The sequence below is a fragment of the Vibrio sp. E14 genome (assembly GCF_020515785.1).
Lineage (GTDB): Bacteria > Pseudomonadota > Gammaproteobacteria > Enterobacterales > Vibrionaceae > Vibrio > Vibrio diabolicus.
This window is the reverse complement of sequence record NZ_JAHPJI010000003.1, coordinates 133,069-158,663: the sequence shown is the minus strand read 5'-3', so window position 1 is coordinate 158,663 and position 25,595 is coordinate 133,069. Positions and strand designations below refer to the sequence as shown.

At 44.7% G+C, this 25,595-nt stretch carries 19 protein-coding genes; 9 read left to right on the top strand and 10 right to left on the bottom strand.

The window, feature by feature from the left end:
* The first annotated feature begins 4 nt into the window (after positions 1 to 4).
* The 3 genes from LIX84_RS10240 to LIX84_RS10230 all read left to right on the top strand — a co-directional run bounded on the left by LIX84_RS10240 (position 5) and on the right by LIX84_RS10230 (position 4,678).
* Positions 5 to 2,119 carry a type I secretion system permease/ATPase gene (locus tag LIX84_RS10240; protein ID WP_226421226.1) on the top strand — a complete coding sequence of 705 codons (2,115 nt, stop codon included), beginning with the start codon at positions 5 to 7 and terminating at the stop codon, positions 2,117 to 2,119.
* A 510-nt stretch (positions 2,120 to 2,629) separates the two neighbouring features.
* On the top strand, positions 2,630 to 3,223 hold the full coding sequence (locus LIX84_RS10235) for a mechanosensitive ion channel family protein (protein ID WP_226421225.1): 594 nt from the start codon (positions 2,630 to 2,632) through the stop codon (positions 3,221 to 3,223).
* A gap of 870 nt (positions 3,224 to 4,093) precedes the next feature.
* The gene (locus tag LIX84_RS10230; RefSeq protein WP_017821885.1) at positions 4,094 to 4,678 is read left to right on the top strand and encodes a flavodoxin family protein; all 585 of its coding nucleotides are present in this window, start codon (positions 4,094 to 4,096) and stop codon (positions 4,676 to 4,678) included.
* Between the two features lie 63 nt (positions 4,679 to 4,741).
* On the opposite strand, the gene LIX84_RS10225 is transcribed toward LIX84_RS10230, so the two are convergent.
* Positions 4,742 to 6,367: an ABC transporter substrate-binding protein gene (locus LIX84_RS10225; protein WP_226421224.1), complete on the bottom strand. Its 1,626-nt coding sequence runs from the start codon at positions 6,365 to 6,367 to the stop codon at positions 4,742 to 4,744.
* Positions 6,368 to 6,508: 141 nt separating this feature from the next.
* Here LIX84_RS10225 and mpaA point away from each other — a divergent pair, with 141 nt between their 5' ends.
* Positions 6,509 to 7,219: a murein tripeptide amidase MpaA gene (gene mpaA, locus LIX84_RS10220; protein ID WP_226421223.1), complete on the top strand. Its 711-nt coding sequence runs from the start codon at positions 6,509 to 6,511 to the stop codon at positions 7,217 to 7,219.
* 19 nt (positions 7,220 to 7,238) lie between these two features.
* Here mpaA and LIX84_RS10215 read toward each other — a convergent pair whose 3' ends face one another.
* Complete coding sequence (locus tag LIX84_RS10215; RefSeq protein ID WP_226421222.1) at positions 7,239 to 8,090, bottom strand: SIS domain-containing protein; 852 nt, start codon at positions 8,088 to 8,090, stop codon at positions 7,239 to 7,241.
* 242 nt (positions 8,091 to 8,332) lie between these two features.
* On the opposite strand from LIX84_RS10215, the gene murQ reads away from it, so the two are divergent.
* The 3 genes from murQ (at position 8,333) to LIX84_RS10200 (ending at position 11,922) form a co-directional block, all read left to right on the top strand.
* Positions 8,333 to 9,235: an N-acetylmuramic acid 6-phosphate etherase gene (murQ, locus tag LIX84_RS10210; RefSeq protein ID WP_226421221.1), complete on the top strand. Its 903-nt coding sequence runs from the start codon at positions 8,333 to 8,335 to the stop codon at positions 9,233 to 9,235.
* Positions 9,236 to 9,263: 28 nt separating this feature from the next.
* Positions 9,264 to 10,718: a PTS N-acetylmuramic acid transporter subunit IIBC gene (gene murP / locus LIX84_RS10205; RefSeq protein WP_226421220.1), complete on the top strand. Its 1,455-nt coding sequence runs from the start codon at positions 9,264 to 9,266 to the stop codon at positions 10,716 to 10,718.
* A 148-nt stretch (positions 10,719 to 10,866) separates the two neighbouring features.
* Positions 10,867 to 11,922 carry a porin gene (locus LIX84_RS10200; protein WP_140302236.1) on the top strand — a complete coding sequence of 352 codons (1,056 nt, stop codon included), beginning with the start codon at positions 10,867 to 10,869 and terminating at the stop codon, positions 11,920 to 11,922.
* Between the two features lie 89 nt (positions 11,923 to 12,011).
* Here LIX84_RS10200 and LIX84_RS10195 read toward each other — a convergent pair whose 3' ends face one another.
* Both LIX84_RS10195 and LIX84_RS10190 read right to left on the bottom strand, forming a co-directional pair.
* Positions 12,012 to 12,677: a peptidase E gene (locus LIX84_RS10195; protein ID WP_025526686.1), complete on the bottom strand. Its 666-nt coding sequence runs from the start codon at positions 12,675 to 12,677 to the stop codon at positions 12,012 to 12,014.
* Between the two features lie 37 nt (positions 12,678 to 12,714).
* Complete coding sequence (locus LIX84_RS10190) at positions 12,715 to 13,626, bottom strand: LysR family transcriptional regulator (protein WP_226421219.1); 912 nt, start codon at positions 13,624 to 13,626, stop codon at positions 12,715 to 12,717.
* Between the two features lie 88 nt (positions 13,627 to 13,714).
* Between LIX84_RS10190 and catC the strand changes: the two genes are divergently transcribed.
* Complete coding sequence (catC, locus tag LIX84_RS10185; RefSeq protein WP_226421218.1) at positions 13,715 to 14,374, top strand: CatB-related O-acetyltransferase; 660 nt, start codon at positions 13,715 to 13,717, stop codon at positions 14,372 to 14,374.
* A gap of 55 nt (positions 14,375 to 14,429) precedes the next feature.
* On the opposite strand, the gene LIX84_RS10180 is transcribed toward catC, so the two are convergent.
* From LIX84_RS10180 to LIX84_RS10165, 4 genes are all read right to left on the bottom strand, one after another.
* The gene (locus LIX84_RS10180; RefSeq protein WP_053350126.1) at positions 14,430 to 16,109 is read right to left on the bottom strand and encodes a DUF342 domain-containing protein; all 1,680 of its coding nucleotides are present in this window, start codon (positions 16,107 to 16,109) and stop codon (positions 14,430 to 14,432) included.
* Between the two features lie 251 nt (positions 16,110 to 16,360).
* A complete protein-coding gene (locus tag LIX84_RS10175) occupies positions 16,361 to 18,388 on the bottom strand; it encodes a tRNA(Met) cytidine acetyltransferase TmcA (RefSeq protein ID WP_226421217.1) in 2,028 nt (675 codons plus the stop codon).
* Positions 18,389 to 18,493: 105 nt separating this feature from the next.
* Positions 18,494 to 19,468, bottom strand: coding sequence for a ParB/RepB/Spo0J family partition protein (locus LIX84_RS10170; protein ID WP_226421216.1), 975 nt, complete (start codon positions 19,466 to 19,468; stop codon positions 18,494 to 18,496).
* Positions 19,469 to 19,475: 7 nt separating this feature from the next.
* On the bottom strand, positions 19,476 to 20,693 hold the full coding sequence (locus LIX84_RS10165) for an AAA family ATPase (RefSeq protein ID WP_005374503.1): 1,218 nt from the start codon (positions 20,691 to 20,693) through the stop codon (positions 19,476 to 19,478).
* Between the two features lie 1,240 nt (positions 20,694 to 21,933).
* Between LIX84_RS10165 and LIX84_RS10160 the strand changes: the two genes are divergently transcribed.
* Positions 21,934 to 23,904: a replication initiator protein RctB domain-containing protein gene (locus LIX84_RS10160; RefSeq protein WP_005392102.1), complete on the top strand. Its 1,971-nt coding sequence runs from the start codon at positions 21,934 to 21,936 to the stop codon at positions 23,902 to 23,904.
* 290 nt (positions 23,905 to 24,194) lie between these two features.
* On the opposite strand, the gene LIX84_RS10155 is transcribed toward LIX84_RS10160, so the two are convergent.
* Together LIX84_RS10155 and LIX84_RS10150 are read right to left on the bottom strand one after the other, a co-directional pair.
* On the bottom strand, positions 24,195 to 24,662 hold the full coding sequence (locus tag LIX84_RS10155) for a transcriptional regulator (protein WP_134646286.1): 468 nt from the start codon (positions 24,660 to 24,662) through the stop codon (positions 24,195 to 24,197).
* Complete coding sequence (locus LIX84_RS10150) at positions 24,662 to 25,594, bottom strand: ATP-binding cassette domain-containing protein (RefSeq protein WP_226421215.1); 933 nt, start codon at positions 25,592 to 25,594, stop codon at positions 24,662 to 24,664. The genes LIX84_RS10155 and LIX84_RS10150 overlap by 1 nt, the downstream gene beginning before the upstream one ends.
* Position 25,595 lies beyond the last annotated feature (1 nt).

Sequence of the window (25,595 nt, the reverse complement as noted above, 5' to 3'; positions counted from 1 at the left end):
ACAGATGAAAGACCCTTTACTGAATTCGCTCATCTACGTTAGCCGTTACTATGGGTTAGCTAACTCGCCAGAAGCGCTGGTCAATGGCCTTCCGCTTTCAGACGGCAAGCTAACTCCATTTTTGCTACCAAGAGCAGCGGAAAGGGCCGGATTGGTTGCCAAGGAAAACCGTGCAGAGCTGGAGAACATCTCCAGCCTGATTCTGCCGGCAATCTTAGTTCTTAAAGGCGGTGACTCATGCGTTCTCAACAGCATTAACGCGGAGACACGCGAAGCCGAAGTCACCACCTTAGAAAGTGGAATGGTGCCAATCTCCATTCCATTAGAAGACCTACTTGAGCAGTACACTGGTCGCTACTTTTTAGTTAAAAAGCAATTCCGTTTCGATGAGCGCTCTCCCGAGGTGCTCAAAACCAACGAAGGTCACTGGTTTTGGTCAACCTTGTGGCAGTCAAAACGTATCTACCGCGATGTTTTAATCGCCTCACTTCTCATCAACCTCTTTGCCGTTGCCGCCCCGCTGTTCACTCGTTTGGTGTACGACAAAGTGGTACCGAATCTCGCGTTTGAAACCTTATGGGTATTGGCAAGCGGCATCTTTGTTGTCTTTCTATTCGATTTCATACTCAAATCGTTGAGAAACTACTTTATTGATGTCGCAGGAAAGAAGTCTGACATTCTGATTTCCTCCAAGCTGTTCAGCAAAGTGATGGGCATCCGAATGGAGTCCAAGCCGCCTTCGGTCGGCGCATTCGCTCGCCATCTTCAAGAGTTTGAATCTATTCGAGAATTCTTCACGTCTGCAACCGTCAGTGCCCTAATTGACCTGCCTTTTGCCATTCTGTTCTTGGTGATTATATGGCTAATGGCTGGCGATCTTGTGTATGTTCCAATGGTCGGTGTGGTCATTTTGATTGTTCATTCACTACTGATTCAAGGACCGCTACGTCGCTCTATAGAGGAGGGGTCACGCTTAGCATCGCAAAAATACGCCAACTTAATTGAGAGTCTAGCGGGGCTAGAAACCGTAAAAATGCTCAGCGCGCAAAGCCAATTCCAATACCGTTGGGAAGAAGCGGTGACGCACATGGCGAACTGGAACATCAAAAGCCGCCGCATTACCGACAGCATCCAGAACGCGGCTGGCTTCGTACAGCAAAGTAGTAACGTTGGGATGATCATTCTCGGTGTTTATCTGATTGCAGAAGGCGAACTCACCATGGGTGGCTTAATTGCCGCAACCATGTTGAGTGGTCGCGCCATAGGGCCTTTGGTTCAGTTGTCTTTGCTCTCAACGCGCTACAACCAGGCGAAGTCTTCTATGACGATTATCAATCAAGTCATGGAAATGCCGGACGAGCAAGAAGAAGGGAAACGCTACATCCATCGCCCAATAATCCAAGGTAAGATTGAAATTGATCGCGTAACATTTCATTACCCAGACTCTCCTGTCGCGTCTATACGTAACATCTCTCTCACGATAAATCCTGGAGAAAAAGTCGCGATCATCGGTCGGATTGGTTCGGGTAAGACAACGTTAGAGCGCTTGATTATGGGCTTGTATAAGCCAACAGAGGGGCACGTACGTATCGATGATACTGATATTGCACAGCTTCACCACGTTGATGTTCGACGTAACATCGGCTGTGTGCCTCAAGATTCGAATCTATTCTTCGGTTCGATTCGCGACAATATTACCTTGGGTCGTCCACTAACGGATGACCGAGACGTGCTTGATGCAGCAAACCGTGCAGGCGTGACCTCATTTACACAATCGGATCCAGCTGGTTTAGAACGTCAAGTAGGTGAAGGTGGTGCGATGCTTTCTGGTGGTCAACGTCAAGCCGTCACGATCGCTCGTGCATTTTTGGGCCGTCCTCCCGTCCTACTCATGGATGAACCGACCAGCGCGATGGATAACCGCTCTGAAATGCATATTAAGCACCAGCTATCTCAGCTCAAACCGAGCGAAACATTGATACTGATTACGCATAAAACGTCGATGCTCGACATCGTTGATCGAGTAATTGTGATGGAGAAAGGCAGCATCATTGCTGATGGTCCTAAAGCGCAAGTGCTGAATGACCTGAAGCAAGGCAAAGTACGTGCGGTTAGCTAACCGAAATTAGCATTTACAAAAGAGAAAGGCCCCGTTTGACTCATGTTTAACGGGGCTTATTTTATTGAGAATCCAAGATAGTTAAGCTCTTCAAGCGCTATCCAAACGAGCACTAGCCCCACAATCACGACCAACATCATAATCGCCTTTTCATCTTCTTCCATTTGATAGATATCCTAGCAAGCCATTTCACTCAACACGTCTTAGGTTATCAGGACAAAAATCATATTCAGCACGTTTATACGCTCCTAGCCTCATACAATACCGGATATGAGATACAGCTCAAACATTAAACACTTTAAAACCGCATCAACTTTGGTTGAATATATGCGGTGAGCGCAAACAGAAGCAAAGCTCTTCACACTATTGATAAAACTCTACAACTCTCCGTAGGCTCTAGGGCGAAGTTCCTAGGTAGAGAGACGAAAAATGGAGAGAGAAAATTTGTGATTACTTACATCAGAAAATCAGCTATAACAGCGGTTTTCTTAATATCGTCGAGTTGAAGAAATGAATGATTGGATCCATCTAGATCAAGTGAGCCAGTATTTCACCGCTGGCTTTCTCGGGTACAAAGTCTTAATGGGCATTATTGTCCTGATTGCTTATCGCATTCTGAAGAGAATCGTCAATCGAGCCATTTTAAACTTAGCGACCTCAAAAGGTGTAAAAAAGGCCCGCCTGAGTTTTATTCAGCGTTGTTTTAACGTCGTGCTGTTATTTTTAACCGCGTCTGTTTTTGCCATTATCACCGGGATTGGCTATGGCGATGTGTCATTGTTCCTATCGTCCATTTTCGCCGTATTGGGTGTGGCGTTTATTGCGCAATGGTCAATTCTGAGCAACATCACTGCCAGCTTTTTGATCTTTTTTGTCTTCCCATACCGAGTGGGCGATCGCATTAAAGTCGTAGACAAAGACGAAGACATCAGCGGCGAGATTCAAGAAATCAGTATGTTTCACGTGTTAATTAAGCACGATAACGGTAACTTGATCACTTACCCAAACAACCAGATTTTGCAAAAAGCGGTACTAAAGCTGGCGAAAAACAAGCCAGAGCCAAGTAAAGCAAAATCTCGGATTTATACTCGCAGAAAGAAATAACCCACTAAAAAGCCGATGTAGATACATCGGCTTTTTAATATCACTTGGTAGTCACAAATAACCCAAAGTTAATGGAGAACAACAGTGAAGAGACAAAACGTATAAACTGAAAGGTCACCGCTGTATTCTTTCATGATAAACACATGACACATCGCCGAAACCAAAAGCGCCACTTTAACCAAAGTAAGCTTCTTCTTTACGAACCTTAAATAAATACAAAAAATAGAGATGGTGCAAGCAAAGAAAAAATCGTCACTAGTTCCATCTTCCTTAAAATACAAGGACATGGTTTTAGTTAAGCTTATATTTTTAGCTTCATTATGAGCCACCCACTAATATTTAGCGAGATAAGGGCAGAAAAGAGGTAAAAAACAAGACTGACCGAAACAAAAAGTAGTGCATGCACTTTTTCTTCTAAGCTCTCTGGATGAACATTCATATCCACATCACCCCCCCCCCTATAAAGTGTGCAAATACCGTGGAAGAGGCTGTAGAAAGGCCTCCTACCATAATGATAATAATCCCTCGCCTTAAGAAACGATGAAATGTACTTTTCCCGCCTTGGATCAGGTCTGAGTTTACATATTTTAATCTATTTTTCCGCCTATTAATCATCACTAGCATCGGTACCTTTATCATTGTTTCCAAGAGAGTTTTCTACATCTTTAAGATCTTCCTTTAACGCTTTTATACACGACATTCATCGTCGTTGCATTCACTGTAGTTATGCCGTCGACTTACCCTATAAGAAAGCTCTTTAGATACCAATTCGTACTTTATCTATCTCAAATCTCTTATTGACCTCAACTTAGCTTGAGGTTTTAGCCTTAGTCGCACGATTAAAAATCAACAATGAAAAAAGGAACCATTGTGTCCAAAATTGCGATTATTTATTTCTCTAAAACCGACGTTACTGGTCAGCTTGCTCGCGCGATTGCCGCAGGCGTTGAACAACAAGGCATTAAGCAGCAAGATGAATGTGAAATCCTCTCTCACCGAATTGAAGGCAGTGAGATTATTGAGGGACGTTTTGTGAACCCTAAACTAATGGATGAACTTGCTGAGTGTGATGCGATTATCTTTGGCTCACCGACCTATATGGGCGGTGTAGCAGCGCAGTTTAAAGCATTTGCAGATGCAAGCAGTGAATCTTGGTATTACCAAAAATGGGCGAGCAAAATCGCGGCTGGCTTTACCAGTGGTGGGGCAATGAATGGCGACCAATCTTGCACATTACAATATCTACAAACGCTCGCTAACCAACACGGCATGATGTGGGTCGGGTTGGATAAGATCAGCAATTCTGGGGAGCAAAACCTGAATCGTTATGGTGTACAAGGTGGTATTGTTGCACAAGGTGGTGAAGGTGGTCAGTTGCATGCTTCTGATGTTGCAACAGCAGAGTATCTTGGCAAACGAGTCGCTATGCTCGTGAACAAGCTCTCCACTCGCTAACAATAAAAAGAAGCCCCGTAAGATACATCTTCGGGGCTTCATATTTATCGCTTGTTTTGAGCGCTACTTCTTGATGTAGAGGTCTTTCGAGTAGATACGACCTTCTACGTTGTTCTTGGCAAAACCGCCAACCGTAGGACGAACCAAACGCGCTTGCATGTAGTAGTAAATCGGTGCGATAGGCATATCTGTCGCCAGCAACTGTTCAGCTTGGTCGTAAGATCCTTGGCGCGCTTTCTCATCGGTTGCAGCCAATGCACTGTTCATCGCGTTGTCGTACGCTGCATTGCTGTAACGTGCAAAGTTACCCGAAGAACCTGAGCGAAGTAAGCTCAGGAAAGTAGACGCTTCATTGTAATCACCGCACCAGGAAGCACGCATCACATCGAAATTGCCTTGTTTACGCGCCACTAAGTATGACTTCCACTCTTGGTTTTCTAACTCCACGTTTGCACCGAGATTTTTTTGTAGCATCGACGCTATCGCAACCGCGATCGATTTGTTTGCCTCACTGGTGTTGTACAGCAATTTAAAATCGAGCGGCTTGTCTTTGCTGTAACCCGCTTCTTTTAACAACTGACGCGCTTTCTCGTCACGTTGTTGCTGACTCCACTTACTGTATTCAGGCGGCGTCGCATCAAACCCGGCGGTGTACTGATGCGCAAAGGTATAAGCAGGAAGGTTACCCACTTGCGTGACACCATTCGTAATCACATCACGCATGATGGAGTACGACACCGCTTGACGCACTCGCACATCATCAAATGGCGGACGAGTGGTATTGAACGCGTAGTAATACGTGCACAACAATGGCACCACCGTGTAAGCCTGCTTGTAATCTTGTTTAAGCTTCTGCGCCATATGAGTCGGCACATCTGACGTGATATCCAGCTCTCCTGCCGCATAACGATTGATCGACGCGTTTTGGTTTTCAAACGGAATGTAAGTCACTCTGTTTAGATGCGTATCTGCGCTGTCCCAGTAACTTGGACTCTTAACCAGTTCAATGCGCTCATTCACGACCCACTTATCCAATGTGAATGCACCGTTGCTAACAAATTGGTCTGGATCGCTCCACGGCTTGTCGCGGTTTTCCACTGTCGCTTGATGCACTGGCATCATGGACGTGTGCCCAGTCATGGCAACAAAGTACGGAACTTGACTGTCCAACTCAAAACGTAGGGTGTATTTATCCACCGCCTTGATACCGAGCTCGTCCAAAGGCTTTTTGCCCTCTGCTACATCGGTGATGTTTTTGATCTTGGTGAGTTTGAGATACCAAACATTTGGAGAAGCGATCTTCGGATCCACCGCTCGGCGCAGTGAATAGACAAAATCATCCGCCGTCACGGGCTCGCCATTCGACCATTTTGCGTCTTTGCGCAAGTGAAAAACAAAGGTTTGGTTGTCCTTGGTTTCCCATGATTCTGCCACAGCGGGAATGATGTTTCCGTCACGATCTTGAATAACAAGCCCTTCAAATAAGTCACGAATCACGTGCATTTCTGGCAGACCTTCGGCTTTTGCCGGGTCAAGCGTCGCCGCCTCTGCGTCATTCGCACGTACTAAATGCTGTTCTGCGGCAAGTTGAATGTCTTTAGGTAAGGTCTCCGCAGCAACTGATGTAGCAAGAAAAGGGGTGAATAAAGAGGAAATCATCAACGCCGTTGAATGTTTTTTAAAATCCATATCGTTTTTCGTTCTCCTAACGCGTCTTGTGAAGCAAGCGCCACAATTAACATTTCAACCGTTGACGAGTTTAAACGGTTCGGTTTAGCTAGGTTTAATTAGCTTAGATATTGATACTACTTCATCAATCAGGAGATTACGGTGAGTCTAATTCCAAGAACGGAAAGAGCGGCATTTTTAATTCGGCCAACAACATACGGTCAATCCGTACTTGGTGCGCCATTACTGTATTTTCCGGCACAAGTCGAAGGTGCTTCGCGAGGTTTGATTTTGGCAGGCACTCACGGGGATGAGACGGCCTCGATTGCAGGTTTGTCCTGCGCACTAAGAAGCTTGCCTGCTGAAAACTTACGACATGATGTGATTCTGTCAATGAATCCCGACGGCAACCAACTAGGCACACGCGCAAATGCAAACCAAGTGGATCTCAATCGCGCGTTTCCAACCCAAAATTGGACTGAGCATGGCACAGTGTATCGATGGAGCTCTCACACACCCGTTCGAGACGTAAAGGTGAAAACTGGCACTAAAAACCAACTAGAGCCTGAAGTTAGCGCATTAATTAACTTGATTGAACTGCGCAAGCCAAAGTTTGTTGTGTCGTTTCATGAACCGCTTGCTTTTGTGGATGATCCCAAACATTCCGACCTTGCCAAATGGCTCGGCGAGCAGTTCCAACTGCCAATCGTTGACGATGTCGACTACGAAACGCCCGGCTCATTCGGCACTTGGTGTAGTGAACGTGATTTACCTTGCATCACGTTGGAGTTACCGGCGATTTCTGCTGATCTCACCATTGAAAAGCATCTGTCCGCCTTTATTGCTTTGCTGATGCACGATCCGGATCTTTAGTCCGCTGTTGAACAAGCGATCATGTGAGGATCTGCTTGATATCGGTACTGATATCGCTGATCAACTGACGGGCACTGTCGTCTCTTTGTTGAACCAAAACAATAAACAACAAATCGGTGATCACGTTTTGCGCGGTGCGCGAAGCAATGGATGAGCTGCGATGTTCCGTTTCATTGGCAATCGTATCAAACGTAATGTCGGCAATACCACGCAAGCGACTTCTTCCAGGCGCAGATAACGCAATCACCTTCGCGCCCTGCTCTTTTGCCGCTTCTGCGGCGACGAGAATTTCTTTGCGTTCGCCCGAATACGAAATCGCAATCTGAACATCTTCTGGAGAAAGCGTGCGGGCAACAGCAATCTGCACATGGCTGTCTTGTTCAGAAAGCGCCGTAATACCAAGTTTAAGCAGTTTAAAGCTTAAATCCTTCGCGGTCAGGGCGGATCCCCCAATCCCGACCACTTGCACTCGACGCGCTTCACTCAACCATTTCACCGCTTGGTGACACGCTTCATAAGACAGCGCATTGGTGGTTTGAAACATAGCATCTGTTTTTGCTTTCACCAGCTTCTGTGAAATAACCGCGATGGGATCGTCTGCCAAAATATCACTGTGCAGCGGTGTCGACTGCATCGCATGCTTACGGCCAATCTCTTCATTCAGAGCTAACTTAAACTCGCTGTAGCCTTTAAAGCCGATACGCTGAGTAAATTTCACAATGCTCGATTGACTCACTTTTACTTGCGCCGCAAGTTCTTGGCTAGTGAGCAGCGCGGCCTTTTCTGCGTTTTCAACAATCCAATCGCCGACCAAACGACCACTTTGCGAAAGCTGAGTACGCCTCGCGACTATCTTATTGATAACTGACACAACAAAAACCTCAAAAAATTTAAATAAATTATTCCAAAACAAAAATAATTGGAGTTTGATTTAACTCCATGATTATTCTAACCAAGCCAGTTTATACCGGATGTAATGGACGTATATTTTCTCTCATTATTCCAAATTTCGCCTGCACAAAGAATAACCTCAAGTGTGATTTTTATCACCAAAACAGAATATTTTATTCCATAGAATCGCCCTCAGATTGAACATTACGAAGAGTGTAAAACATGAAAATTGATTTAAGCCGATTGGTGACAGAAAGCCGTAACCCAGCCAGTGCCGAGATCGATACGCTTTCGACCATCGAGATGCTGCAAGTCATTAATGAAGAGGATCAAAAGGTCGCGCTAGCGGTAAAAGCGGTGCTACCACAAATTGCAGAGACAGTTGATGCAATTACCCAAGCTTTTGCAAATAGTGGCCGTTTAATTTACATGGGAGCTGGCACATCAGGCCGCTTAGGAATTCTTGATGCGAGCGAGTGTCCTCCTACCTACGGCACGCACCCAGATATGGTGATTGGCTTAATTGCTGGTGGACATCAGGCGATTTTGAAAGCGGTAGAAAACGCAGAAGACAACGCGAAAATGGGTCAAGACGACTTAAAGTCACTTCACCTCACCAAGCATGACGTGGTTGTAGGCATTGCAGCAAGTGGCCGCACACCTTATGTGATAGGTGGTTTGGAGTACGCTAAATCCATCGGAGCTACGACCGCATCTATCGCCTGTAATCCAGAATGTGCCATGGCAAAAGCGGCCGACATCGCGATTCTGCCGATTGTTGGCGCAGAGGTCGTTACTGGCTCTTCTCGCATGAAAGCCGGCACTGCACAAAAACTGGTGTTAAACATGCTCACGACAGGCGCAATGATTCGTAGCGGCAAGGTGTTTGGTAACTTAATGGTGGATGTAGAGGCCACCAACGACAAGCTCATTCAACGCCAAACCAACATTGTTGTGGAAGCAACCGACGCCTCAAAAGAAGAAGCAGAGCGAGCATTAAATGCCTGCGATCGCCACTGTAAAACCGCCATCTTAATGATTTTGGCCAATTTGGATGCCGAACAAGCTAAATCACGCCTCGCCGCGCACAACGGTTTTATTCGCGCAGCACTAAATAATAACTAAATAATCCGAGTTCTGAAGGATAGACCCTATGGCAAAAATAACTTCAAACACAGTATCGCAGTTGCTGTCCGCAGTGGGTGGCAGTAGCAACGTAAGCAAATGTGGTAACTGTATGACACGTTTGCGTTTATCACTAGCTAACAATGGCTTGGCTGATCAGTCAGTTATCAAGCAAATTCCCGGTGTAATGGGTGTGGTGGAAAGCGATGAGCAGTTTCAGATCATTCTCGGTCCCGGAAAAGCTCAACAAGCGGCTGAGATGATGAATCAACTGATCGACAGCTTAACTTCTGGTGACAGTGAAGAACCAGATATGCCGCAACAAGATCTTTCTGCTGTCGCGGCCGAGCAGAAAAAACAGATGAAGAGCAAACAAACCAGTGCTGTTCAGCGTTTTTTAAGCAAGTTTGCCACCATCTTTACGCCGTTGATCCCTGGCTTTATTGCCGCTGGTTTGTTGCTAGGTTTTGCGACGCTATTGGAACAGATGTTTGTTCTCGACCAGACACCAAGCCAGTTTATGTTGGATTTGATCGCCTACATGAAAGTCTTTGGTAAGGGTCTGTTTGCTTTCTTAAGTATTCTGATTGGTTACAACGCGCAGCAAGCGTTTGGCGGCTCTGGTGTTAATGGTGCCATTCTCGCCTCTTTGTTTGTGCTGGGTTACAACCCAGAGGCTACATCCGGCATTTACTCTGGCATGAACGAGTTTTTCGGCTTTGCGATTGATCCGCGCGGCAACATTATCGGCGTACTTTTGGCGGCGATCATCGGTGCGCAAGTCGAGCGTAAAGTCCGTCAATACATGCCTGATGATCTGGACATGATCTTAACGTCCGTTATTACTCTATTGATCATGGGTGCGGTAACCTTCTTGATCATCATGCCGATCGGCGGCGAGCTGTTTAAAGGGATGTCTTGGTTGTTCCTCAACTTGAACGATAACCCATTAGGCGCTGCAATCTTGGCAGGTTTGTTCTTAATTTCTGTGGTATTTGGCATCCACCAGGGTTTTGTTCCAGTGTACTTCGCATTGATGGAAGCACAGGGTTTTAACTCGCTGTTTCCTATCTTGGCGATGGCTGGTGGCGGTCAGGTTGACGCGTCAATGGCGCTGTATTTCAAAGCCAAAAAAGACGCTCTACTACGCACTCAAGTTAAAGGCGCTATTATTCCGGGTCTTCTAGGCATTGGCGAACCATTGATTTACAGCGTGACATTACCACGCGTAAAACCATTCGTTACCGCTTGTATTGGTGGTGCTGCAGGCGGCTTCTTTATCGGTTTAGTTTCTTACCTTGGCTTGCCAGTTGGTCTTAATACGGTGTTTGGCCCGTCCGGTATCGTGGCGATTCCTCTCATGACATCTGAAAATGGCATCTTCCCGGGCATGATGGTGTTTGTTGCTGGCCTGCTTATCTCTTACATCGTCGGCTTCCTCGCGACTTACTTCTTTGGCTGCAAAGACGTCGATTTAAGCTAAATCATTCTTCCCCTATAGGAATGGACTAGCTCGCGCCCTTGGCAAACAAGGGCGCACCCTCTCTCTACTTCACGACAATTTTTCTTATTCCGTTACTCGGAAGGAGCTTTGTCGTACCTAAAACAATAGAAATGAAAGGTCGTTAATCATGAAAAAGCACATTTTGACTCTACTTCTCCCAACATTGATGGCATCAAACGCAATGGCAGCACAGCTGTATCAAGCGGAAGATGGGTCAGTTTTAAATATTTACTCTCGTCTTGGTTTCAATGTCACCAGTAAAAATGATGAGCACGGCGATGCAAATGGCGAGTTTGATGGCCGTATTGGTTTAAACGGTTCACAAACCATCAACGAGTACGCGTCGATCATCGGCCAAGCGCAATACCAAGTGGGTGCCGCTGAATACGCAAACCAAGTAAACGACAAACCGTCTCTGACTGCACGTTATGTATGGGCGGGTATTGATGCGAAAGATTATGGTCGCATTACTGGTGGTCGCGTGGCATCTGGATTGATTATGTTTACCGACATTGGTGATGTGTTCGCCTCTTCCGATGTTTCTATGGCGCGCCAAGCGAATAAAGTCGACAAAACCGCGACGCAAGTTTTCCGTCAAGATGGCACGCTGCAATACCAAAACAGCCTAGGTAATTTCGATTTTTCTGTCGCGTACATTTTAGGAAACAACACTTCTGAACTCGACTACGGTTACAACACTGCACTGCGTTATACGCTAGATATGGGGAATTTGGGTACCTTGGCACCAGTGGTGGCGCTGCAGAAAAATAAAGGTGATGCTCGTGAAAGCAACGACACCGATTACACCTTCTGGGGCGCAGGTACACGTTACTACGTAGGAGATTTGATGTTGGGTGCGTTGTACTCGGAAGACGAACTAGAGGGCTATTACTCGCAAACCAGTACCGACAAAGTGATGGAACTAACGGCGGTTTACAGTGTAAATGACAAATGGGTACTGCGTGCTGGTTATCGTTCTTTAGAAAACAGTGATGGTGACGAGCTAGAGCTGAAAGATACAACGCTAGAAGTGCAATACAAACTGACGCCTCGTTCTTCTATCTACACAAACTACGTTGATCGTAACGGCTCGCGTGGCTACAGCAATGGACAAGAAGTCTCGTTTGGCGGTGCGCACGCAGACGAAAGCTACTACCACTTAGGTCTGCGTTACGAGCTGTAAGCACGATACTTAATGTAAGTTAGCTGAATCCATGAGCTTCTTCTATGTCCGGTCAGCAGTTATTGCCTTTAATGCTGATTTGAAGAAGCTCACCCTCGCAATATGTTTTCTTCGTTACCTGTTTTGACCAACACACCGGCATCAGGAAAGCTGGTGACAGTAGCTAACAATTTTCCATCAACAAAGTGCAATGCCGCATAATCGTGAATGCCATAACAAGTGATGCTCGGTTGAGAACGAGCAAAGGCTTGGAAAACCTCGAACTTCTCACCTACATGAGAAAAATGCGCCGCAGCCAAACCGTCAATTAATCCGAGACAACGCATAACTTGGTATGCTTCGGGATCACTGTCTGTCACCGCAAACTCAAACCAACAAATTGCACCAGCGCTCATGCCACAAATGATGATGCCTTGTTCATAGCACTGCTTGAGTATTCTATCGATTCCCCATTCGCGCCAAATGGCCAACATCGAACGCGTATTACCGCCACCGACGTAAATGATGTCTTGTTCAAATAGCGTTTCTTTCCAACCAGCATCAAACTTAAACAGCGGAAAATGGGTTGCGTTCTCACTAAGCTTCGCATCGTAAAAACGTTCAATCACTTCATCGGCGTCTCCCGTGGCTGTCGGTAGAAAACAAATGTTTGGATTCTCCTTACCAGACAAAGACAAAATGTATTGATCGAGCGGACTCGGATTCTCTCCCATCATCCAGCCACCACCACCAATCGCAATACAGTGTTTTCGCATTCCTTTGCTTCCTCAATAGTTGCTAAGTTTGTTGTCGCTATTCGCCGACAGAATATATGTTCCTAAAGTGATCAATGAACGCTCGCGTTCTTCTTGGTAAGTGCTCACGTTTTGGGTAAAGCAGATAAAGCGGCAAAATCGCATCCGTTTGCCATTCTGGCAGCAAACTCACGAGTTGTTCTTTTTGTGCAGGGTCGAGTTTAGCCAGTGCAAATTCATCTAACATGGCTACACCACAGCCAGTCAAAGTAGCATCCAACATGGACTGGACAAGATTAAAACTCAGCGTACTTTCTAACTCAATGCTGCACTGCTGTTGAGTTTGCTTATGCGTAAACGTCCACTTGTCTAACACCAAGTCACGACTTTTATAAAGGATGTGCTCTAAGTCACCAAGCTCCTCTGGCGTACTTACATTTGGTTTATCAGCTAAATACGAGCGATGAGCGATCGGTTTACAGTGTAAAGTGCGTAGCTGATGGCCGATGTATCCCTCTGGAGGAGTATCGGTAAAGTAGAATGCGATATCAAACCCGGCCTCAATCAAGTCGAGAGGTTTCTCTGTGAAGATCACTTCGACGCTCACTTGTGGATGTTGCAATCGAAACTCGATCAATGTTTGGCTGAGTATCGCAGCTCCGAAAGAAGCGGACGCCGCTATTCTCAATTTTCCCGATACGATCTCGTTTGCCATGACTTGTTCATTGATCTGCTCAGCGCCTTCGAGCAGTTGCTTTACCTGCTGATAAAACCGCAAACCATCGTAGGTCAAATTAAACTGGCGCGTAGTTCGCTGAATAAGCTGCACCGACAATATCTCTTCAAGCTGTTTAAGTTGCCGACTTACATGCGCATTCGAACAATTCAGGCACTTTGCCGCGCCAGCAATACTTCGCTCTTCGCACAAAGCGACGTAAAGTGGTACGTAGCTGAGCCATTTTATTTCCATACAGTAATTCTGAATCTCTAAAATCAAACTACTGGAAATAATAGAAAGCATCTAAACTCTGTACAACCTAAATTTGAAAGGATGAGTTATGAGTGTTTTCGACACGTGGTTAAAAGGTCAAGTCATTAAAGATCACATCACAAATCCCAATATCATCGTTGGCGATTACAGCTATTACTCGGGCTTCTATTATCAAAAAAGCTTCGAAGAGCAAGCGGTACGCTACTTGTTGGGTGACCCCGTCACACTTCAAGAATGGCAAAGTAGAGAACCCGATAGCATCGACAAATTAATCATTGGCAAGTTTTGTTCCATCGCTTCTGGAACCACCTTCATGATGGCAGGCAACCAAGGTCATCGCATTGACTGGATTTCGGCCTTCCCCTTTTCTCCTGAAGAATTTGGAGAAGGCGTACAAGACGGTTTCGAGCGTGCCGGAGATACAGTGGTGGGGAATGATGTTTGGATTGGCAGTGAGGCGATGATCATGCCTGGAGTAAACATCGGCGATGGAGCCGTCATCGGAGCACGCGCCGTAATGACGAAAGACGTGCAACCTTATTCGGTGGTGGTTGGAAACAACCAAGTCGTACGTCAACGATTTAGCGATAAAGAGATTGAAACTCTACTCAATATCCAATGGTGGAACTGGCCAATAGAACACATTAAACAAGCAATGAAAGTAATGTGTAGCAGCCAAGTTGGTGCGCTTGCGGACTACTATCAAGAGCACATTGTCGATTTGTAGATAAAAAAAGCCCACACATCTTGTTGCGACGTGTGGGCTCAGTGAGTAAGAAAGCTTAAACCGCAGCGACGTCCTCTTCTTCCAAGTTCGCCGAGACTTTAATTTCGTATTGATTGAAACGGAACGAACAACCGCCATGAGTGCGCTTTGTCGTTACTTGTTCGTCGCCAAACTGCACCGTCACGCGAGTGAAGACACGCTCTTTGGCTTCGACAATATTTTCTTCTAACGCGACTTCAAAGTCATGTTCCGTTTGTTCTAGCTTTTGCTTTATCGCTTCAAGCTGCTCGTTGTTTTGTGTTTTCATCACATCAATCTGAGCTTGTTCTTCGTCGGTACGTTCGGCTTTAGGACGTTTCTTAAATTCGAGCTCTTTACGAATCACATCCATCGTTCCTTCTTGAGCGCGTTTATATTGATCTTTGAGCTCTGCTAATCGCTCCTTAAATGCAGAATAGCGCGCGAACGCTTCTACCTTAGTGGCGGTGTCGCCTTCTACGCCCAATTGTAAGCACACCACTTTGTCACCGACTTTTGCATCTCCGCCGCTGAGCGTGCCGTTCCTACCGTTCGCATCCAACACCGTCAGATTGCGCCCACAAACAATATCGTTATTCATGCTGTGCACCGCCAATTCAATATCTTCGCCGGCTTGCAAATCACAATATTGGGCGTAGCTGGCACGAATCGAACCTTTGGCTTTGACGTGACAACTTTTTGGCTGGCCATCACTCACGGTGTGGCCAATGATACCTTTACCAACTTGAATGTCGTCTTGCGCTTGTACGTCAGCCGATTCAATGAAGCCGCCTACAGTAATAGAGCCCGTCGCTTTAACAATCATGCCGGATTCAATGTTGCCACCGATAATCACATTCCCTTTGAATTTCACGTGACCTGTATTCACGCCAACGCTATTGAGACAGAGTGCGTTATCAACTTCAATGGTTTTGTCTTTAATTAGAGGCGTACCGGATACCGATGCAATCAATAGGTTTGGGTCTTGCTTGCTTATCTCAGTGCCTTTGCCCGGCTTCATTGGGCTGTCTTTTCCGGCTTGCGGAGGAATCACTCGCCCTTGAACAGTAAAACCTGGCGTACCTTTGGTCGCAGGCGTGCGGCGCATCACCTCATCGCCTACGTCAACCGCGATAGTTTCACCGAGGTTACGTAAATCAATTTTGTCGCTAGCAGATTGGCCGTCTTTGGGTTTGAGGATGCGTTTGGTGATGTCTTTAACGAGAGGAGTAAAAAGAGCGTCTTTGCCTTTGATAGGTTGCTTACCTACCGCTACAGGTTGAGAAAAAGTTTCGCCGGGTTTGAGCTGAGTGCTGACAACCAACACTTTCTTCAAAGCCAGTTTGTTGATGCCTTTCGAAACTCGCGCTTGAGCAAGGGCTTGAACAATCTCGGGGCCACGTAAACCTCGGCCTCCGTACGCGCCGACAACGTTCATACTGGCGAGCATGTCATTATTCGATAATTCAACCTCAACTTGCGCGTTGCGTTTTTCCGCAATGACGATGCCTTCGTAGGCCTCGGCTTTACGTTCTTTAGCGCAGTTAATGAATCTCACGACTTCCCCCTCAACAACAAACATCTTTTCAGCGTTCATTGCGACGAGCTGCTCGTTTAATTCATTTTGATTTAGCTCACCACCGAGGTCCACTTCTCCCGGAAGACGGGCTATCACCTTGGTCTTATCTTCAGATAACTCAAGACACAGCTTCCACATACCCTTACCACTTTGCTTCCCATCAACACTTTCAGTCTACCCAAATCCGTTTTCTGAACAAACCTCGCATTTCTTATTATAGGGCTCACGTCACTAAAGAAAGTAATCCATCAATAACGGTTAAACAGATATTAAGAGAACATTTCGATTTAACCTAAAGCTCAATCAAAATACACACTGAAATAAAAAGGAGCTGGATTTACAGTGTAAAATCAGCTCCTAATAATTTCATTTACAGTGTAAATTTCCCTTTATTGTTTACAGTGTAAATCGTTCCAAATGTGCTTTACTTCGTCCCTTAACTGATGCTCAACTTGCCTTCTTCCAGGTAGCCCAAATTGCTGAGCACATTCAGTCCAACTACGGTTAAGAAAAAGCTTACTGATCATCAAGTCGGAAGCGGAGTTCAAACCTAAGTTAAGTAACCACTGCTGAAGCCAAGCAGACACGGACTCATAACTGTTACCACCATCAGCATAGCATTCAATTAGTAATAACTTAGCGGGATGAAGTGGACTCATTCCCAAAGGTTGCGGTAATAGAGCTCGAAAAATTGAGGCTTCTAATTTTGGATAGACGTCAGCCACATTGTTAGACAACATTTCTTCAAATAGCGCCTGAGATTCATCGACCCAAGCCGTCTGTTTGGAATCACAAGCTTTGACCATCAAGACTGAATAACAACCGCTAGCAGCATCGCGCATTGATCCTAAGCGAATTGTACGGAAGTTCGATTGTCGCCAAAAATGGACCAACTCTTCCGTCGCACCGAAACTCGTGGATAAGTAAGCAATGTGTTTAGCAGCCATTTGCTCAAGTTTCTGCAGCATTTTTTGACCAATGCCTTTTCCTTGCAATGCTGGATGAACAGCAATTCTCATGACTCGCTGCGTCGATAACTTCGCGACATTCGGAAATCCTAGGTGGTTTGCAATCGTAATTGGGGCTAAGTGTCCTTTAGGACGACGCTTACCAAGCTGGATTCCTTCAACCAATTCATCGTCAAGCCCACCCTCTTCGACCGCTAATATTACCCCCACAACCATATTGTCTTGTTTAGCAAAATAGAGATGACTATTGTCATCCTGCAAAAGGTGAATTAAATCATTCGGCGAGGTCTGATAATGAGCATTAACCAAAAGAGCAAAGCACTCGCGCAGCAAACTAGGCTGCGATATCAAATCGTCCTTATCGGCTTTAGAAAGGGAAATTGAGTCGACCTGGTTAAGTTGATGGTGCGTTAACTCCGCATCCAACAAAAACGCGTCATAGAGCCATGATTCGAGCGCATCATTCATGCTCCAGCGGATGGGCTGTGTCATGTGCCATGTTTTCATTCCCGAACGCTGTTTCTGAAGCCAATCAACAAATTTAATCGTAAAGCCCCGGCCACAACCTTCATAACCGTGAATAGTCGTAGAAAAAACGAGTCGATGATAATGTTCGGTAATGCTTTTAAGCATAGGAACTGGAATTGCAGCCGCTTCATCGACAAGTAACAAATCACATTCAGGTCGGCTCGATAGAAGTTCGTCAGGAGCAATGAATTGAATGGCTCCCTGCCCTGATTCTAATCTGTCCTTCCTAATACGCTGCGCATTAGGAAGTAACCGCAAAGCATGTTGGTAAACAGGCTCAACAGCTTTTATAGATGGTGCCGTAATTAAGATTCTAAGTGGCTTCTGCTGTAATAAGTTCGCACACGCAATGCCGAGGGCACTTGTTTTTCCGCGCCCACGATCAGCGGTCAAAACTAACGGTCGCTTTCGATGTCCAGTTACCACCTTTTCAATTAGAGAAATGGCATGTTCTTGTTCCGTGTAGTGGCTTTCTTTTTCTGCTTGCTTGATGTCTGGAGCCGTTGGCAATGCTTTGTCTTGCTCAATAACAACGAGCTTCTCCCATTGTTTGTGCATCCATTGCTGAGCAAAATTCGTAGGTTGTCGCGACTCAGTAATGACAATAAGAAGACCACCGCCAACCAATGAGCCAAGCGCGGCGGTAAAGCTATTTGCGTCAAAACCATTTCGAGCTTCAAACAATAGAACGTCACACTCTCTGCCTAACAACATGTGCCCTTGTTTAGGCGAAACACTGTATGCGTTTTCCAAACCAAAATCGCCGACACAAAACCAACGTTGATACATCTGTGTTTTATGGAACTCTGACACCAATGCATCTTGCCAAGAAGACTCGCCTTGAATGACGATGCCGAATCTTTGGAAAGATTGATGAGCTTGTTGTTGAAGTGATGAAAGGAAATCAGATTGTGTCTGCATTTTGTCTATCCAACGTTGAACTGACGCAATGGTATCACATCTTTAATTTGACGCTTCTCAGATATAAAAAAACCGCCCGGAGGCGGTTGATTCAATCATCTTTTGTTATTGCATCTTGTTTTGCACAAAGGCAAGAATCTCTTCCATCAAGCTGTCGTCAACTTTCTTCAAGTTCAACGCCAGACTGCTACCTTTTCGGCTGTAGCTTGCTCGACCTTTTACTAAGTCGACTTTTTCGGTCTTCTTGCTAGGTTTTGCTGGTGCAAGCTCAGCAATCCAGTTTTCGATGCTTTCCGTGACTTCTTTTGTCAGACGAGCAACGCCTTGAGCTGTGCTTCGCTGCCATAAAAAGCCTTCGCTAGAGCGACACTTATCTAACAGCTCTTGCTGCTGCTCTGGCGTCAACGTTGAAAACTGTTTGTGCAGTTTCACAATAGTTGGACGACCAAGATCGCCGACATTGGGATACGCTTGAAGCAGTTCTAACGGTAATGCCGCCGCTTTTAAAGCGCCACTTACTAACGCTTCACTGCACTGGAACATTTTCGCCAATGCTTTCTGATCTTCAGCTTCACCACTATCTAGTTTAGCCTGCATCTCTTTACCTTTTTCGTACAAAGAGAGCGGCTTGTGAGCATTTGCCACATCAGACAAAAACTTTGCATGGTCAGTATTGATGTTGTCAGCAACATAAACCAAAAAATCTTGCTCCGCGAGGATACAAGACATGCGACGACGGCTACCATCTAAAACTTCAATCTTGCCATCTTTAGTTCTACGACCCACCGCTGGATATTGTTGGCCACGCTCTTTGAGTGTGACTAAAACATCAGATAAAGCATGCTCGTTTAAGAACGATTGCTCACGAGCGTTATCAACAAACACCGTTGTTTCTGTCGCGACTTTCTCTGCAGGCATACGAACAAGTTCAAACTGAACAATGTTTTCACCTGCGACAGCTAGCTCAATCGTTTGAGCTTTTTCTTTTGCCGCGGTTTGCGCCTCTTGTGGAGTCACAACACGACGTTTATTCGTTTTGCCAAATAATTTCGCGTTTAATTCAGACGTTTTCAAAGCCATTTACTTATTACCCCTGATTCAATGACGGCCAATTAGAATGCAGCACACGCTCTAATTCCAGTGCGCTTTTATGAACAGCATCTTGTGCGGTGGCTAGCGTCTTCTTACCGCCTTCAAAATCGCTTACTGTCAGATCAAATACTGTGCTGTAGGTATCGGCACAGGTTTCAAACGCACGGCTACGAGGGATAGTAGCCATCATAACTTGGTCACCTAGAAGATAGTTCATTTCAGTTAAAACAGAAACTTGCTTCTTATTGTCGTCCTCAAACATGGTTGGCATCAAGCGAACAAACTCAAGACCATTCCAGTCTTCCGGAAACATTTCATATACCGTAGGCAAATGCTGGAAGAAGTTTACTGTTGAAGCCCAATCCAGACGCTTAGCCGCACAAGGGATTAACAATGCATTTGATGCATACATCGCATTCCATACTAGTGGGTCAACGTGTGGGCCGGTATCAATCATGATGATATCGAAGTCATCAGCAATTTTATCAATCAGTTGCTCTTTTAGCAGACGAACGATATCGAGTGATGGGTCTTCAGATAGCGTTTGCCATGCTTCAGCATTAAACATTGCATCTTCTGGAAACGCTGAAATTGACTTTAAATTCGGGTACTGCGTTGGCAGTAATACGTTTTTACGCAAAAATTCACTGTCAATTTCTACACCATCAGGCACGTTACCCAACATAATGTCTACAGCAGAATAGATATTGTCATGCTCTGCCATGCTGATTTGTGGGTTGAGGAATAAACGTAGCGAGCCTTGTGGGTCTAAGTCGATTAAACAAATACGGTAGCGTTTATCCAAATTTAGCGCTAAACATGCCGCTAAATGGACCGCTGTCATTGATTTACCTGTACCACCCTTCTGGTTCTGCACGTTAATAATCCAAGGTTTGTTACCTGAATTCTTCTTACGCTCATGAAATTTAGGCACTTCAGCCGCATCCATAAGCATATGTGCTTCTTCTAACGTAATTGAATAATGATTCGCGTTATTTTTAGTAAATTGATGGCCAGCCGCTTCCATCTTACCAATCGCGTCATCGAGCTTACGACGAGTTAAACCTGAACGGGTTTCCATCATCGCCTTAGACATTGGTGGGAAGTAGTTATCGCTTCGCTCTTCTAAAACAATTTCAATACGGTCAGCTTGAACCTGCTGAGTCAGCTCCGCCAACTCAAGAAGGTTTTCAATCGTTTTTTCTCTTTTCATGCCAAATTCCGTTGGAAGGATTTATGCTTGCAATTGTACAGCAGTAAAGACCAAAAACAACAAAAAGGTGCACGAACATTTTGAATAACCATCACATAAAAAAACACTCAAATCGACGCTTTTATGATTTATGGTAAAAAACATAACTATTTTTAATTAAATAATCTTCGAATAAATGGACACCTTAAACTTAAAAATAAAAGTGTTACAGCGTCACTCATTTACAATGTAAATCAATTTTCTACCGGAACGATTATATTCTTAAGCTAAATTACGGATTATGTTAGGCCAACCTAATTTAAACAAAAAATAGAAAGCAATCTTTCAACATGAACGCTAATAACAACCTTGATCATGTATCCGAGCCAAAAAGGGCAGTTCAAGTGATGTTCCTATGGAAGTATGATCAAGGTATGCTTATGATCATGCTTCCATGATAAAACACAAATACGAAAGCATGATCATGGAAAAATAGAGTAGACGAGGGTGTAAACACGCGGATTAAATAAGATCCATCAATCGGAAATATGATCAAGCTATAGAATCTCTCGGAAGCATGAGTTTTTGTCTCTAATTTACGGTTGAATGCAGTCAGAATGGGGGATGGAGAAGAAATTAGTGGATAGAGAAGCCGGAACAATGAAATTGTTCAAGTGACTATGATAAATCTTACTCTCATGATCATGCTTCCTAAGAATAGTCCGAAACTAGGTTTTACTGCGGAATAAGAGCTACTTGGATGCATTTTCATCACATGAGTAATTTATCATCAATATTGTCTCCAGAACGATAGCTATCTCAGCTCTTGATCATCGATCCGAGTATCAATAACATCGACAATGCTCAATAAAATCCTCATTAAGATCATTATTAAACACAGCATCTGTGGATAACCTGTAAAAACATCATGATCATCGTTTCAAGACTCTTTTGATCATCTTTTCATAAACTTAATGATCATGCTTACGAGCAAATGTGATCATGCTTTCAGGCTATTGTTGATCATAGTTTCAGAATCAACATGATCATAGTTCCGACATGCATGAAAATAATCACTTTATAGAACATGTACTTAGCGGCAAAACGATAGCCAGATCATTAGATCATATAATCAATTAAGATCAGATTAATCAAAAAGATCAGTTATTTAAAAAACAATCTTTTTTCTTTATTTATGATCTGTTTTTCTTTATTCTTCGGAACCATAGCACAACTACGGCTAGTGTGATCTGGATCTAAAATGACGGCTGATGAAAAAATTCTGATTAAAGCACCTAGAAGCCATAAGGATGGCCATCTTTTTGAGGTACATGAATCCTCTGCAGATTGGGTAGAGCAGTACCAACATTTCAAAGGGGTGACCAAAAGCATCTTAGAGTTGCTTAATCTGATCTCATTGCGAGGTTTCAGCAGCAAAGATGGATTGGTTTCCACCACAGAGATTGTGGAAGCGACGGACGGACAACTCACTCGTGCAGCTCTGCAACAACGCTTACGTGCAGCAGTAAACATTGGTTTGTTTACTCAAACTCCAGTGCGGTTTGAAGAAGGACTTGCTGGTAAGACGATGTTACATAAGTTTGTTAATCCTAATCAGCTTATTTCAGTGTTGGGTGCAACAAGTCTTGTTACAGACAAAGTACGCCAAAACGAAAAGCAAAAACGTTCAAAAGCATTGGCTCAAACCCAAGTGAACAAGCGTTTGTTGAATGAACATGGGTTGAATACCCCTCCAACGATGAAAGATGAAGCCGATCAATTTGTCGTGTCTCCAACGAATTGGGCTGGGATCATTGACCAAGCACTTGCACCACCAAGAACTCGAAAAAGTTATCAGAAATCCATGGTGTCGATCTCTGGTACCAAAGCGGTTATTGAAACGCGATCATCCAAAAATATCATGACTGTGGATGATCTGATGACCTTGTTTGCTCTGTTCACATTGACCGTGCAATACCATGATCATCACAAAGATCAGTATCAACTCGACGCAGCACACGTGCCGAACAAGACGCCGTTATACATTACTGATATTTTGTCGCTTCGAGGCAAAAAAGACAGTGGTCCAGCACGTGATTCTATTCGCGACAGTATTGATCGTATTGAGTTTACCGATTTCCAGCTGCATGAACTTACTGGTCGTTGGCTAAGTGAAAACATGCCAGAAGGATTCAAAAGTGATCGTTTTCGTTTTCTTGCTCGAACCATCACTGCGTCTGAAGAAGCGCCTGTAGAGGGAAGCGATGGTGAAATTCGTATCAAGCCAAACTTGTACATTTTGGTTTGGGAGCCTTCGTTTTATGAAGAACTATTAACGCGTGATTATTTCTTCTTGTTCCCACCAGAGATCTTGAAGCAACATACTTTGGTATTCCAACTGTATTCTTTCTTCCGTAGCCGCATGGTGCGTCGTCATACTGACTGCATGCTGCTGAGTGAATTAAACCAGAAGCTGGCACGTAACATCGAATGGCGACGATTCTCGATGGATTTGATCCGAGAGCTGAAGCGTTTATCGGATGGTAAGGGAACGGATGAACTGTTTGTCGTGAATTTGTGGGGTTATCACCTGACGATCGAAACTATGATCGAGAATGACAAAGTGATGGACTACCAGATCGATATTAAATGCGATGTGGAAGAAGTCTTACGTTATTCACGTGCGCGAACAACCAACGCAGGAAAGCGTAACATGGCGCCTACGCTGCCAAACCCACTTCGTAATGAGATGGTTACCCGACAACAGCTTGAAGAGCTCTCAGGCATCATAGACGGCGAATTTGAGCCTATCCAACGCAAAGCGCCATCTCCAAGAGGGAATTTAGGCCGCCGCGTGAAGCAAAGAAAACACCTGGTAGAGATCAATGCAGACGAGATCACCATTACTTTATCTAAATATACCTCACCAGAGGCCCTAGAACGCAGTATAACGGCTTTATCTGCGATGACAGGGCACTCGTATGCCTCAATCAAAGAAGAGTGCTCTGATTACATAGAGAAGCTTGATTGGCTAAGGGTAGGGGATGAGCCAATTCCTTATGAGACATTAAGCAAAACCGTCGAGCTGTTTAACACTCAAAATGATATCAAGCATCTTACCATTGAGCGCTTGATTGCTGGATTAGCGGTACGTCGGAAGGTGTGCCGTCAAATCTTCGATGGCCACATGGATGAAATGGTATTCCGCGCTCTGGATGAAATGGCGATTTAAAAGCGTTGCTTGATACACATCAAGCAATAGGCGTGGCGTATTGATTTGAAATGTAACAATGTCTTTCGATGATAAAAAACAGACTTAACTCTAACAAATCACTGACATTAGGAGCCAAGCCTGAGACTACTATTTATCACGAATAGACAACCTTTTGTCCTTTCTGATGATTAATAGATTGGCTCATATTGTTACATTCATTCTGAATAGACTTCGCGAGTTTCTCCTCAGGAAACTCGCTTTTTTTTTACCTCAAATTCCTCAAAGTAAGCCTTGATCATTTTTCCAGATTAATGAGATAAACCTTGATCATGCTTCTTGGCTTCATTCCAGTGTAAAGAACGCATCAAAGCAACATGCGACTCGATCAAGTTATGTGCTTGTTGTTGCCACTCATTTTGATCGCATTGCTGATTACAAAACTCTAGAGCTAAAACGGTAAGGTGCTGAAGTCGCTTTAAACACCAATCTTTGATCAGAATATCGGTCGATACCTGACATGCCGCTTGCTCGAGCTTTGCGCTCGTGTAAAGCAAGGTTTGATACGCTTTTTGAGGATCTTGGTACCTAGCATGTTGAAACACACGTAAACAACCGTCTAGCCAGCAAGCAATCGCTTTGCTTTGAACTTCGTTTAGTTCTGGGCCAAACACGCCGTCGGGCGCTTGATATAAGATCGTTTCCAGTTTTTCAACTTGATCATGCTTCCGATGTTCATACCACATGGCGATCTGATCTTGCCAAGTCCTCAATTCCATTACGCAGCCTCAGTCCATTGTTTTACATAGTGATTGGGTCCTATTTGATCAAATTCGTCGACAATGATGCTGCTACGACTACGAATTTCATCGGCATCTATCGAATAGTTTGGTTCACTTTTCACTAAGTTACCAAAAGGAAGATCTGGATCGGGAACGGCTGAAATCAATAGTTTGGTGTACGGGTGCTGCGGATTCTTCAGTATTGAGTGTGTATCACCCCATTCAACGATTTGCCCTTTGTACATCACAGCTGTTTCTTCCGCGATGTAGTGTGCGGTCGCCAAATCATGAGTAATGTACAAAAAGCCGATTCCTAGCTCTTGCTTCATGCGCTGCATTAGATTCAGTACCCCGAGGCGAATGGAGACATCCAGCATCGATGTTGGCTCATCCGCAAGAATGATTTGCGAACCGACGGCGAGAGCACGTGCTAAGTTTACTCGCTGACGTTGTCCACCACTAAGCTCGTGAGGAAACTTATTTAATGTCTCTTCAGGTAGTTCCACCAAATTTAAAAGCGCTTCCAAACGGGCAGGAATGTCACGTTCGCTTTTGATTTGCTTATGAATCTTTAAAGGGCGTGTGAGATGATGGCGAATGGTATGAGTTGGATTGAGTGAACCAAACGGATCTTGAAACACCATTTGTACTTTACTGCGATACTCTTGGAGCGCTGAGCGTGACGTAATCTCATTGATATTAGTGCCATTGAAAAGGATCTCGCCTTCTGTTGCCGGATAGACTTTAGTGATCAAGCGAGCACACGTACTTTTACCGCAGCCTGATTCTCCAACCAAAGCCAGCGTTTTTCCTGCATACAGATCAAAGCTCACGCCTTGGAGCGCAAGGAAGGTTTCCTCTTTCGCTAAACCACCGCCTACTCTGAACTCTTTAATCACGTTTTTCATTTGGATGATAGGCTGATTCATG

Coding starts and splice junctions, on each gene's coding strand:
- LIX84_RS10240 (WP_226421226.1), top strand. CDS start 5: ATGAAAGACCCTTTACTGAATTCGCTCATCTACGTTAGCCGTTACTAT.
- LIX84_RS10235 (WP_226421225.1), top strand. CDS start 2,630: ATGAATGATTGGATCCATCTAGATCAAGTGAGCCAGTATTTCACCGCT.
- LIX84_RS10225 (WP_226421224.1), bottom strand. CDS start 6,367: ATGGATTTTAAAAAACATTCAACGGCGTTGATGATTTCCTCTTTATTC.
- murQ (WP_226421221.1), top strand. CDS start 8,333: ATGAAAATTGATTTAAGCCGATTGGTGACAGAAAGCCGTAACCCAGCC.
- murP (WP_226421220.1), top strand. CDS start 9,264: ATGGCAAAAATAACTTCAAACACAGTATCGCAGTTGCTGTCCGCAGTG.
- LIX84_RS10200 (WP_140302236.1), top strand. CDS start 10,867: ATGAAAAAGCACATTTTGACTCTACTTCTCCCAACATTGATGGCATCA.
- LIX84_RS10195 (WP_025526686.1), bottom strand. CDS start 12,677: ATGCGAAAACACTGTATTGCGATTGGTGGTGGTGGCTGGATGATGGGA.
- LIX84_RS10190 (WP_226421219.1), bottom strand. CDS start 13,626: ATGGAAATAAAATGGCTCAGCTACGTACCACTTTACGTCGCTTTGTGC.
- catC (WP_226421218.1), top strand. CDS start 13,715: ATGAGTGTTTTCGACACGTGGTTAAAAGGTCAAGTCATTAAAGATCAC.
- LIX84_RS10180 (WP_053350126.1), bottom strand. CDS start 16,109: ATGTGGAAGCTGTGTCTTGAGTTATCTGAAGATAAGACCAAGGTGATA.
- LIX84_RS10175 (WP_226421217.1), bottom strand. CDS start 18,388: ATGCAGACACAATCTGATTTCCTTTCATCACTTCAACAACAAGCTCAT.
- LIX84_RS10170 (WP_226421216.1), bottom strand. CDS start 19,468: ATGGCTTTGAAAACGTCTGAATTAAACGCGAAATTATTTGGCAAAACG.
- LIX84_RS10165 (WP_005374503.1), bottom strand. CDS start 20,693: ATGAAAAGAGAAAAAACGATTGAAAACCTTCTTGAGTTGGCGGAGCTG.
- LIX84_RS10160 (WP_005392102.1), top strand. CDS start 21,934: ATGACGGCTGATGAAAAAATTCTGATTAAAGCACCTAGAAGCCATAAG.
- LIX84_RS10155 (WP_134646286.1), bottom strand. CDS start 24,662: ATGGAATTGAGGACTTGGCAAGATCAGATCGCCATGTGGTATGAACAT.
- LIX84_RS10150 (WP_226421215.1), bottom strand. CDS start 25,594: ATGAATCAGCCTATCATCCAAATGAAAAACGTGATTAAAGAGTTCAGA.